Source organism: Microcoleus sp. BM001215392, assembly GCF_036700185.1.
GTDB lineage: Bacteria > Cyanobacteriota > Cyanobacteriia > Cyanobacteriales > Microcoleaceae > Microcoleus.
The window spans coordinates 1-11955 of record NZ_JAUBOJ010000223.1 but is presented as its reverse complement, the minus strand read 5'-3'; the positions used below and the strand labels follow the sequence as shown (position 1 = coordinate 11955).

The following is an 11955-nucleotide window of genomic DNA, read 5'->3' as shown; positions in this document are numbered from 1 at the left end:
GATTGTCGGACAACTTCAGATCGGTTAAATTAGTTAGAGATTGCAGGGGTGTGATGTCTGATATTTGATTGTTGTCCAGAGTCAGAGAAGTCAAATTAGTTAGAGATTGCAGGGGTGTGATTTCTGATATTTGATTGTTGTACAGATTCAGATCAGTCAAATTAGTCAGAAATTGTAGGGATGTGATGTCTGATATTTGATTGTAGCCCAGATTCAGAGAAGTCAAATTAGTCAGAGATTGCAGGGGTGTGATGTCTGATATTTGATTGCTGTCGAGATTCAGATAACTCTGATTTGACAGTATTCGGTTCGCTTCATTAATGTCAGAAGTGCCAGCTTTGTTTAACAGCACATCAACAGTATGCCTTGCCTCTGGCGAAAGGCTGTCTTTGTGCAAGCACCAATCGGCAAAGCTGCTGAATTCTGCGGGATTTGGCTGTGGTTCTGACATGGCAATAATATTTTAAATTTTTTACTAAAATAATAATTTTTTGTCAACTTTTCCTCTAAACCCCAGAAATCCCGCGCCGAAACTCCTTAACCGCTTCAATTTTAGAAGCCATCAGCAAGCACCGAGACAGCAGGTTAATATCTAAGTCTGGCAGAACTTCGCTTTGGGCAATTTTTTCATAGCCGTGCGATCGCAAATGATACAGAGCAAATAATCCATCCTCCCAAAACCAAACTTCGGGCACTCCCAAGGCTTGGTAGCGATTCAATTTGCTCTCGTTACCGCTAGTAAATACAACTTCGATCGAGATGTCTGCAATGTCTCCCGATGTTCTGCGAATTAAGTAAGATTGGTCTGCTTGTGCGGATGCTTTTCCTTCTTTTTCTTGAGTAAAGCTTCCTGTAGGAGTAAACTCGATTTCTTTTTCGACAAAATACGTACCCAACAACAGGGCGATGACACCGCTGAAGACTTCACGATCTTGCGAAACTGCCAAGATTTCTACCTCGCCTTTGAAATAAAACAGTCTGATACCGGGGGAGTCGGAGAATCCCTGTTCGATTAGTTTGAATTGTTGCCAATCAATCCCGGAGTGAGTTAACCGTTGGTCTTTGGGCTTATCTAATATTAGTGTCATGGCGCGACCTCCTTTAACTATTATATTATCCTAGAAATGCGGCAACCGAAACCCGATCGCGCCCAGCAGCTTTCGCGCGATACAGCGACTCATCGGCGATCGCAATCAACGTCCCCGGCTGCGACATCGGCGCCGGAATGCAGCAAGCCACACCCAAACTCAGCGTGACATATTCGCTGACACCAGACTTGGCGTGAAGTATCCGCAAATCCCGCACCTGTTGGGCGATCTGATCGGCCACGCAAGCCGCACCATGAATATCAGTATTCGGCAAAACTATGACAAATTCTTCTCCACCGTAACGCGCAACTAAATCAGCCGATCGCTTTACCGAACACTGGAGAACCTGCGCCACTTGTCGCAAACACTCATCCCCGGCTTGGTGGCCGTAAGTATCGTTATAAAGTTTGAAGTAATCGATGTCGCACATAATCAAAGACAGCGGCGCTTCTTCCCTCGCCAAACGCCGCCATTCCGCATCGAGATAATCATTAAAATAGCGACGGTTTCTGACCTCAGTCAAACTGTCGTAACTTGCCAAATACTGCAAGGCTCGATTCACTGTTTCTAACTGCCGTTTCTGCTGCTGCAACTGGCGGTTGAGCACCGTCAACTGCTGTTCGGCTGCATGGGTTCTGAGCAAATTTCTGACTCTCGCCAACAGTTCCCTCTCGTCAAAAGGCTTAGCAATATAATCGTCAGCACCAGCATCCAAACTTTCGATCCGAGCTTCCATGCCCGATCGCGCTGTCAAAAATATTACCGGAGTCGAACTCAACTCCGGCGTGTTCCGAATCTCCTTGAGCAAATCCAGTCCATTTTGTCTGGGCATGATTTGGTCGCTCAAAATCAAATTCGGCTGCAAACTTTTAGCTTTTTCTAAACCTTCAATTCCGTCCCTCGCCACCGCAACTCGATAGTATGGACTTAATAAAGTTTGGAGGTAAGCCAGCAAAAAATTGTTGTCTTCAACTACTAGCAACAGCGGTAATTCTCTGCTGTCAGTTGTTGATTCTTCACCGTTATTTGGTTCGTCAAAACTGTGAGATTCCGACAGCCCAAGTGCAGGTGCGATCGCCCCGACAGTTCCCGCATCGGCGCCGCCTAATCCAGTCAGCCCGGCCAATTGGGCGATCGCGTCCACCAATTGATTCGCCGACACAGGCTTCGACAAATGCCTCTGAAAGCCCGCAGACAGCGCCGAGGCCGAATCCTCCTCACGGACGCCTCCGGTGAGCGCTACCGCCGGCAGCAGCTCCCTCTGCTCGGACATTTCCATGGCTCTGACGCGGCGGATCAAATCGCAGCCGTCTGCTTCGGGTACCGCCAGATCGCTCACCAACACGTCGGGGCGCGACTTTTCCAACTCCGCCATCGCTTCGCAAGCGCTAGCCACCGCTGTTACCTTGGCTCCAAATGCTTCGAGACCAGTTTTGAGAAATTCCCGGATCTCGGGGCTGCTGTCTACTACCAGGACTTGCTTGGACGCTAGGGGTTTGGACACCGATCCGGGTCTGATTTCGATTGGGGCGATCGCAGCCGTAGAATCGATCGAATTGTTGCTGTGAGCGATCGGTAGCTGCACCCCAAAGGTCGCCCCCTGTCCCAAGCCGGGACTCTGGGCCGAAACAGTTCCACCGTGGAGTTCCACCAACTGCCGCACAATTGACAGCCCTAAACCGAGGCGGTTTTGTTCTTTGGTTTTCCAGCTATCTGTCGGGCGGAAGTAGTCAAAGACGTAAGGCAGAAACTTAGGGTCGATCCCGCAACCGCTGTCGCTGACATTGATCGACGCGCCTGAAGGCGTAGGCTCGATCCGCACCCTAATTGGCTCCGGTGTTGATGCTGGGGTGAATTTTATGGCGTTGGCTATCAGGTTCCAGATTACTTGCTGCAAGCGTTCTGCATCTGCCAAAATGTAGTTGATAGCCTCGTCGAAATGTGTTTCGATGCGGATGTTTTTGGCAGATGCCGCCAGACCGAGGGTCTCGATCGCCGATTCGATCGCAGATGGGAGGTGCACCCGGCTGATGTTGAGGTGGACTTTCCCTCGCAACAGCCGCGACAGATCGAGCAGATTGTCTATTTGTCGGTTCTGCAATTTGGCGTTGTGCTCGATAATTTCCAAAGCGCGGTTGGTGGTGGCTTCATTTAATTTGCGCGATCGAGCTAGTTGTACCCATCCCAAAATCGCGCTTAGGGGCGATCGCAGTTCGTGTCCCGCTATCCCCAAAAATTCGTCTTTGGCGCGGTTTGCTGCGGCTTGGGCTGTTTCCACGGCTTTGCGATCGGTGATGTCGAATCCGATCGCCAAATACTGACAGGGTTTCCCCTGACAGTCCAACAGCGGAACTACTGCTGCGTACACCCAATAATCCTTGCCATTCTTGGCTTTGTTCTTAATTTCTCCTTGCCACACTTCATTTTTGGCAACAGTTGACATCAGATTTTTTATTAATCCCGAAGAATTATATTCCGAGTGCAAAATGCCGAAATGGCGGCCAATTAGTTCGGTACGCGAATACTTAGAAATTCTGCAAACGAGATCGCTTACGTAGTTGATAATTCCACGGGCGTCAGTTCTCACCGCCAGTGCCGATCGGTCGATCGCTACTTTAAAATCCAAAGATTCTTGCAGTGACGAATCTAGTTCTTTTGTCGTAGAAATTTGACCGGGGCGATCGGGTACGTTTGGTGGCTGGCGATCGGCCCGCCCCTTGCTCCGCTGTTGGATTTCCATTGCTTCTATTTTCCCCTGACGGCTGACAGCTAATCTACTCGCATCCTGATTCATTATCACTGTTTTTTTTTCCCGTGCTAGCGGGTGCAATAATTTGTATATTTTTATTTGCATTAAAACTCGGCAGTCCGCACCTCCAGGGGGAAGTCATACCATTTTTGATGTTTGATTCTAGATTAGAAATTACTAATCGTTATCGGGGTTGAGTGTGCGGGGAAAGCAGTTGCATTATTTTTTTACAATGTATTCACACAAGACTGTATGGGATTTGAGACTAAATTTTGTCAATCTGAGGACAGATTTTCTCAGATATGCCCGCTGCGCCAGGGGGTACAAACAGCCAACTTTTGCGTGAGGATTACCATCCCACAGCACCCGCAAAATCTACTCTGGCCCAGGCTTTAGACTCTCCGGTATTCTGCCTCACCTCCAGATGCCAGATATATGTGCAGGGCTTGACATTGCTCAAATACTTGGGTCTTAAAGGGCGAACCAAGTCTGTTTTTGCGATCGTCCTCAGCTTCCATTAAATTATTTTATTCTACATCTTGACAGCCGTGTAAATATTTTGTATTATAAATGTAATACTATAAAAAATGAGCTGCCAAATTGCCTTAACGCACTCAATCATTAACAATCTGAGGAAAATTGTCTGTGAGTTTAGATGCTGTACGCGAAGAATTTGAACAGAGAGCATTTGATTATGACGGTTTAATTCCCCGCCTGATTCCGCACTATTGCCAGCAACACGATTTAATATTGCAGTTAATTCCTTCGGAAACCAAGACTAACATCAAAGTTCTGGATTTAGGCGCGGGGACAGGCATACTTTCTGCCCTGATTTTGCAAACATATCCTCAAGCAAATGTCACAGCCTTTGACATGGCCCAAAATATGCTGAAAGTTTGTCAAACTAACTTGTCCGCCTTCGGAGAGAGGCTGACATTACAGCAGGGAAACTTCGCCGAAGATGATTTCGGCAGCGGTTACGATTTGGTAGTTTCTGGGTTAGCAATCCACCACCTCGACATTGAAGGAAAACAAAAGCTATTTCACAAACTTTTTCACTCAATGAATCCCGGGGGAATCTTGCTAATCCGAGATATTGTCACAGGTGCTACCCCCAAGCTAACCGAGCAATACGAAAAATTGTGGCGCCAGTACATGAAAGCTAATGGAGAAGACGATGCAGCCTGGTTTCAAAACTACCTCAAAGAAGATATTCCCTCATCCGTGGAAGAACAGACAAAGTGGCTTTCCGAAGCTGGTTTTGCGGACGCCGCTTGTCACTGGCGCTATCTAAATTTTGCTATTTTTGGCGGAATTGTCCGAAAGTAGTTTTTGTATGGTGCGCCGATTGACGAGTGCGAGCAACTTTTGTTACTAAGTTTCAGTGTTTGGATTTTGAAACCAAGGTGTCCCAAACAATTTTCCTTGCTTGAACTTTGAAAAATCGGAACGTGAAGCGGAAGCTTTGGTTCAGAATCAAAACACTGAAACTTAGTCAATTGTTGCGCAATGCGCACCTACAAATTTAACTACAAATTCAATTGGTGCGTGCGTAATGCGCACCTACAAATTCAACTGGTGCGCAGTGCGCACCCTACAGACTACGAGTTTCTTGTAGGTGATCGCTGCGCGCGTTACGCCTATAAGTAGCGCGTCCAACCTTTTTTTATCTTTACTCGTTACCAGTTAACAAAGTAAATTTATGAACGATACCCGATTAATCAAAATCAGCAGATATCTCAGCAAACACCTGCGCCACGCGCCCTCGCGCATTGGCATTCAACTCGCACCTGGGGGCTGGATTCCTGTTAGCGAACTCCTCAATGCCTGCCAAAAAAATAACTTTTTAGTTCAGCTTGACGAACTCAAGGAAGTAGTCGCACAAAATGACAAACAGCGCTTTTCCTTCGACTCTACAGGCACTCTAATTCGTGCCAACCAAGGGCACAGCGTAGAGGTTGACTTGCAGTTAGAACCCGCTGTTCCCCCAGATATTTTATATCACGGAACAGGTAGGACTGCCGTCAAGTCTATTCTCAGTGAAGGAATTAGTAAAATGTCGCGACATCACGTTCATTTGTCGGCGGACATTCAGACAGCCCGTAAAGTAGGTGCCAGACACGGCATCCCGGCCGTCTTGATTGTAGATACCGCAGCAATGCAACAGGACGGACATACATTTTACTGCTCGGATAACAAAGTCTGGTTAGTAGACTTTGTGCCGCCGACTTATCTAAAAGTTTGTTGAGAAAATTCTGTTCTGTTGTATAAAATGTGCGGCAAATATTTTAGAATAAGAATAACTAGGAGTTTTACAAGATGAGTTCGGAAGATATGGGCGATCGCGATCACAATTTCAATCAAAACAATCCTCAAAATCGAGGACTGCTCGGCTCGGGCTGGCGGCCGCTATACCGTCAATTTGATTGGGAACACCTGCTGCACTTAGCGTCTAGCGACCCCGTAGAACTAGCTCAAAAAACTTTAGATGCAGCTAGCGATGTTGCCGATGCCATGGGACGACACCAATATACCTGGTGGGCGAATATCTTAAATGTATTCTCTGAGAATACTCGCTACGAAATTGACGAGTTTTGGGATTACATTACTCCGCAGCCTGTTTACCCAGATTATCGCTACAAAGATGTTTTAGTTACAGAAACGCCTGTGGTGCAATTGGTCAGCCGCGCTAGCATTCCCATCGACTACGTTCTCAACAAACTCCAAGAGATTACTATTTTTAAAGTTCTGGATTTGCTGGGAAAACCGGATGCGATTACTCAGTTTTTTATGGAACGGCATTTTTCTTATCCGCCGGAACGATTTGTAAGCTGGGAACGCTTGGAGGTTTTGGGTACTGTTTATGCTTATTGGGCTCGATGTGGCTGTTGGCTGCAAATTGACAGCTACGACAGAGGAAGACGTTGCTACACTCTGATTTGCCAAGATATTGCGCCGCTCGTTAGCAAGGCTACTTACAATTTAGCGGTGATTCTCAGCGGCTATAAAAGCCGCGTCGGACAGGTTCACAGTCAGTTCCAGATTCGGACTTTTTCTGCGGATGTTCAAAGTTTTACCGATATTGTTGAGCAGGCAATTTTGGAGCGAAATCAGTTGGCGGTTTTGGTCAGCGGTGAACCGGGGACGGGTAAAACTGCTTGGACGCAAGCGGTAGCAAAGGAGATTTTAGTGCCGCTGGGTTATGTGATCTTTATCCTAGATCACGATGCTGTGGAGAATTTTGTGCCGCCGAGTTATTTGCAGCGGATTTGCATCATTATCAATGAGGCTGATAATTTGGCTCAGGATCGATCGACTCCCCAGGCCCAACGGACTAACAAAACTGAACACATTTTAAGTTTGCTCGATGGAACTCTGTATCAAAGTGTCATGGACGAACAGGGCATTCAATTTCAGCAAAAACTCGTAGTGTTGATGACTTGTAACACGACTGAAAGATTCGATCCTGCAATGCTGCGGAAGGGGAGAGTGGATTTTACCAGTGAATTTACGCACAAATTCGTGTGAGCGATCGCCTAAAATCTCAACCAAGTTTGGTAATTACACGGCCTGCACCACCTCAAATGTTGAATAATTATGAGGAAATCTTCTGAATGTCAAGGTTGGGCGAAGAATTTATTTAGTACCTATGGACACATCCCTTTTAAAATGATATTACTGATGGGTGAGACCCTCTAAGGGTCTCACCCAAAACAGGAAATCAGGGAAAGAGTGCTTTTGGTCTAAAACAGATTTTTTAAACTTGACAGCCATGGAGGAAATCCCAAATCGTGCAAACTAAGCCAGTGAAGCAAAACATTCGACTGGGAAGGTATGCCGGCGGGACGAACCCGATCGCCCACCAACAACCCGCAGAGGCAGCCGTGTCTGAGAGTCAAGAGGGATTTCGGCGGTTTGTGGAGCGTTCCGCCGACGCCGTAGCAATGGTAGATTGTGAAATGCGCTATCTCTGCATTTCTCGTCGCTGGGAAACAGATTGTGGGGTGTGCCCAGGCGAGGTGCTGGGCAGAACTCATTGGGAAATTTTTCCGAATCTCCCCGAATATTGGCAACAAAACGCCCGCGCTTGTTTGGCGGGAGTTTTGGAATACAGCGAGTTTGTGGTAGGTAATTCGCCCGAATCTGTAACAGAAGAAATGGAAGTATCTGTAGGCGTGCGGGTCAAATGGGTATTTTCGCCGTGGAAAAATAGCTCGGGTGCGATCGGCGGTTTGATCCTGTCTGCTGAAAAAGTAGCTGACAGAAACTGCGACAATAAATCGACAGCAGATGTCAAAAGCAGGCAGTTAGAAACAAAATTACAACTAACTCAAACTGCCCTAGACAATACTGCTGATACAGTTTTGTTTACCACCTCTGACGGTAAAATTTGCTACGCAAATAAAGCCGCTTGCGTCCGCGGAGGCTACTCGGAATCAGAACTGCTCAACCTGAGAATCAGCGACATAGATTCGCAGTTACCAGCATCGGATTGGCAAGCACACTGGGGTCAACTCAAGCAGCAAACCAACCTAATTTTTGAAACCAGTTATAAAACCAAAAACGGCGCCTGTTTTCCGGTCGAAGTTCAAGTCAATTATTTAGAATACGACGGCTGCGAATACTGCTGCGCGATCGCCCGCGACATTTCGGCTCGCCTCGCAGCAAAATCAGCGCTTGTAGAGGCAAAAGAGCAACTGCAAGCCGTCTTGGACGCCGTACCTGGATTAGTTTCTTGGGTAAGTTCTGATTTGCGCTACTTGGGAGTAAACCGACATTTAGCTAACGCTTACCAAATGCCAGGGCAAGTATTTATAGGTCAAAAAATAGGTTTTTTAGAGACTAGCCCAAAATTCAACGATTTAGTATACGAGTTTTTTGCTACATCAAGAAAGCAGACATCTCAAGAATTAACAGTCAGCATCAGAGGAGAAAATAAAAATTATTTAATTGTCGCTCAAAAATATCAAAAAAGTACGGCTGCGGTATTTGTCGGATTGGACATTACAGAAAGCAAAAAATCTCTTTTGGCTTTGCAAGAATCAGAAGAACGCCTGCGGCTGCAAGCGGCAAAATTTGAGAATACGCTGTTAGTTCTCCAGAAAACTCAAACGCAATTAATTCAAATAGAAAAAATGTCTTCTCTGGGGCAGTTGGTAGCAGGAATTGCTCACGAAATAAACAATCCAGTTAGTTTTATTTCCGGTAATGTCAGCCACGCCACAGGTTACATTCAAGAACTGCTGCGCTCGATCGATCTTTACCAAAAGTATTATCCCCATCCCGCGGCTGAAATTCAAGATTTGATGGAAGAATTAGACTTAGAGTTTATTAAAAAAGACTTACCCAAGCTGCTAAATTCCATGAAAGTCGGCTCGGAAAGGATTCGGGATGTGGTGCGATCGCTCCGCTTGTTCTCGCGCACCGACGAAGCCGAAATGAAGCCCGCAGATATCCACGAAGGTTTGGACAGTACAGTGCTGATTTTGCAAAATCGCCTGCAAGCTAAAGGGGGACGCCCGGGAATTAATCTAATCAAGGAATACGGAGATTTGCCGCGAGTCTGCTGCTATGCGGGAGAGTTAAATCAAGTGTTCATGCACTTGTTGACAAATGCGATCGACGCTTTGGAAGAAGAGGGTAAAACTCTCGAAAAGTATCGTAGAACTGAAAATCAGTCTTGCTTGTCTGTCGGCGGTTCGCCACCTGAAATATCCAATCCGGAAATTCGGATTCGGACTGAAGTGATAGCGGAAAATACAGTAGCGATCGCCATTAGCGACAACGGCCCGGGAATGACTCAAGAAGTTCTAGGGTGCATCTTTGACCCTTTATTTACCACTAAATGTCCGACAACGAGCACAGGTTTGGGTCTGGCAATATCGCAGCATTTAGTAGTAGAAAAGCACGGCGGTGAGTTGCAGTGTATTTCTAGTCTGGGACAGGGAACTGAGTTGATCGTTAAAATTGCGATCGGCAATGATTAATGCACATCACCAAAGGTGAATTTATTTTAAGCTGAGTTTACTGTCAAAATGTGGCGAGTCCAGACTAATAATTTGCCACGAAGTTCAATCTAAGACAGTTTTGTATGCCGCATCAAAACAGATTTTCTAGAGCGCCGACTGACACAGCAAATTCTGGGTAATTGAAGTACAGAGCCAGTAGGGACAGGGCGCCTTATCCTGTGCTGCGGCGATTAATCTATCGTCGGCTAGCCTACTTCATAAAATTAGAATTTGCTGTATTTTTGAGCTGGCGTACCCTACAATATATAATTGAGTTACCAGGCGAAAATAAGATGATAATTGAGTGGCTGAGATTTCAACTACCTCCCGAAAAGCTGGAGCAGTTTATTTTGCGAGATGAAGAAGTTTGGACGGCAGGATTAAGGAGTTTCCCCGGTTTTTTGGGCAAGGAAATTTTGGTAGATCCGGTACAAAATGAGGTGGTGATGCTGATTCGCTGGGAAACTAAAGAGTTGTGGAAATCGGTGCCGCAAAGCACCATAAATGAGCTGGATGCCCAAATGGGCGAGTTTCAAATGCCGATCGCCGAAAGTCGCGAATACCAAGTTGGCAAGTTTTTGCATTAGATTGCAACTCGTACAATCATCGCAGTGTTTGGTATTTGCTGTGAAGGGATCTCGCTCTTTCATTTTAGGATCTCGGTCGTCAGAAACAACAAAGGGCGATCGCATATTGCTTAAACAATTCATTTTTCCCTTGGGTAAACCTCAAAAGCTAACTCGTGACGAAAAAAAACAGACATTAAACTCCGAGAAAAAGTTGAGGTGCCCAAGGATTACAGGTGCATCTGTCGAACGAGTCCGAGCAAATGCAAGCAAGAGCGGCGAAAACTGAGGAACTGTACCCGAAAGCACCAATCCCCGCGCCTCACTGTGAGCCAAATTCCCGCTCAATTGAATAGGAACGGTTTGCTGTTCCCATGTTGCTCCTAGTTGTAGACCAATCTGATAAGGCAAAACGTTGACACTTGCACCCGTATCCAACAATGCCATCACTTCTAGGGAGTTGCTGCCGTTGGAGAGAGTAATTGGCAAATATGGCATGATACTCGATCGCCCAAGGCTATCAATTCGCTCTATAAATGGAAATCGCTGACTAAGCATGAGCTGATTTTTGGGCGGCAAGTAGAAGTTCTGATAATGCTTGAACTGATTCTCGATCGGCCTGTGGAGACCATACAACTGCACTCGTTGATGCTAGTTGATTGAGAAGTACATTTTCTGAATTAGTATCTTCAATAGGTTCGAGGCTGCATCCTTCTTCCTTGGCAACTGCAAGTAGGAGAAAGTGAATGAGTCGCAGTTTATCTTGATGAGATAATTGCTCGACGGTGGGTAAAAGCTCGCTGAGTGGCATATCGCTTGTTTAAGATTACATACATTTATTTTAGCCTTTAAACTCGCGTTTTAATGGCGATCGCTCTTTTTTCACTCAAGCATCGCCACCCGTACAATCATCGCAGTGTTTGGTATTTGGTGTGAAGGGCGATCGAACTAGACTGTTACTTGAACAAGTCTATCTTCTACCTGTCTAATTTGCGTCCAATCAATTGCTGCCACCCAAAGACTTTCCTCTTCTGAATATTGCACCACGCCATCAACTTCTAACTCTTCGTCATGCAATGCTAGCAATTGACCATCTTGTAACTTAATATTTTGGCGACTCAAATCTTCAATTGTACCAACACAATTTAGGCGAAGGCGACCTTGTTCATCTGCATTATGAAAGTCTGCAAAGATTCTGGGATAGTTCATATTTTTGCTCCACTCAGGATGATTGTTGTGATGGGTTAGCAATCGTTGGTGTCAGCAGCAGACTTGCTTGTTCTGGTGTTAAGCCTGTTAAGGTTGCATGATTTGGGCTTCTGCCATTCGTACGGATGACATCTCCATCGGACGATCGAACTTCACCAACTGTCGTCACACCAACTTGTCCGTGAGGGATTGTGACTGCTAACTCTGCTACAGACAATCCTACTCCACATTCTACAAAAATTCCCGTAATGCCACTGGGGTGAGTTCCGGTACTGCGTTTAATATCTTCTGGGCGATTACGACCGCCACGAACGACTAAGGCCTCGTTTGGAATT

Annotated in this window: 12 protein-coding genes; 5 read left to right on the top strand and 7 right to left on the bottom strand. The window is 46.1% G+C overall.

Annotated elements, in window-relative coordinates; genetic code table 11:
• The 3 genes from QT974_RS21505 to QT974_RS21495 form a co-directional block, all read right to left on the bottom strand.
• The coding region (locus QT974_RS21505) for a leucine-rich repeat domain-containing protein (RefSeq protein WP_333470454.1) at positions 1 to 451 on the bottom strand (451 nt) is incomplete at its 3' end.
• A 55-nt stretch (positions 452 to 506) separates the two neighbouring features.
• The gene (locus tag QT974_RS21500; protein ID WP_333470453.1) at positions 507 to 1088 is read right to left on the bottom strand and encodes a Uma2 family endonuclease; all 582 of its coding nucleotides are present in this window, start codon (positions 1086 to 1088) and stop codon (positions 507 to 509) included.
• 25 nt (positions 1089 to 1113) lie between these two features.
• Positions 1114 to 3882, bottom strand: coding sequence for a diguanylate cyclase (locus QT974_RS21495; RefSeq protein WP_333470452.1), 2769 nt, complete (start codon positions 3880 to 3882; stop codon positions 1114 to 1116).
• A gap of 600 nt (positions 3883 to 4482) precedes the next feature.
• On the opposite strand from QT974_RS21495, the gene QT974_RS21490 reads away from it, so the two are divergent.
• The 5 genes from QT974_RS21490 to QT974_RS21470 all read left to right on the top strand — a co-directional run bounded on the left by QT974_RS21490 (position 4483) and on the right by QT974_RS21470 (position 10432).
• Positions 4483 to 5166, top strand: coding sequence for a class I SAM-dependent methyltransferase (locus tag QT974_RS21490; RefSeq protein ID WP_333470451.1), 684 nt, complete (start codon positions 4483 to 4485; stop codon positions 5164 to 5166).
• A gap of 373 nt (positions 5167 to 5539) precedes the next feature.
• A complete protein-coding gene (locus QT974_RS21485) occupies positions 5540 to 6085 on the top strand; it encodes an RNA 2'-phosphotransferase (RefSeq protein WP_333470450.1) in 546 nt (181 codons plus the stop codon).
• A 71-nt stretch (positions 6086 to 6156) separates the two neighbouring features.
• A complete protein-coding gene (locus QT974_RS21480; RefSeq protein WP_333470449.1) occupies positions 6157 to 7365 on the top strand; it encodes an AAA family ATPase in 1209 nt (402 codons plus the stop codon).
• Between the two features lie 263 nt (positions 7366 to 7628).
• Positions 7629 to 9824, top strand: coding sequence for a PAS domain S-box protein (locus QT974_RS21475; RefSeq protein ID WP_333470448.1), 2196 nt, complete (start codon positions 7629 to 7631; stop codon positions 9822 to 9824).
• A gap of 314 nt (positions 9825 to 10138) precedes the next feature.
• Positions 10139 to 10432, top strand: a complete 294-nt coding sequence (locus tag QT974_RS21470) for a TIGR03792 family protein (RefSeq protein WP_333470447.1) — start codon at positions 10139 to 10141, stop codon at positions 10430 to 10432.
• Between the two features lie 141 nt (positions 10433 to 10573).
• On the opposite strand, the gene QT974_RS21465 is transcribed toward QT974_RS21470, so the two are convergent.
• From QT974_RS21465 to QT974_RS21450, 4 genes are all read right to left on the bottom strand, one after another.
• Positions 10574 to 10969 carry a hypothetical protein gene (locus tag QT974_RS21465; RefSeq protein ID WP_333470446.1) on the bottom strand — a complete coding sequence of 132 codons (396 nt, stop codon included), beginning with the start codon at positions 10967 to 10969 and terminating at the stop codon, positions 10574 to 10576.
• Positions 10962 to 11222 (bottom strand): hypothetical protein, encoded by a 261-nt coding sequence (locus QT974_RS21460; protein ID WP_333470445.1) that lies wholly within the window; start codon positions 11220 to 11222, stop codon positions 10962 to 10964. Before QT974_RS21460 ends, QT974_RS21465 begins: the two co-directional genes overlap by 8 nt.
• 137 nt (positions 11223 to 11359) lie before the next feature.
• A complete protein-coding gene (locus QT974_RS21455) occupies positions 11360 to 11620 on the bottom strand; it encodes a hypothetical protein (RefSeq protein ID WP_333470444.1) in 261 nt (86 codons plus the stop codon).
• Positions 11621 to 11633: 13 nt separating this feature from the next.
• On the bottom strand, positions 11634 to 11955 hold a 322-nt coding region (locus tag QT974_RS21450; RefSeq protein WP_333470443.1), incomplete at its 5' end, for a flavoredoxin.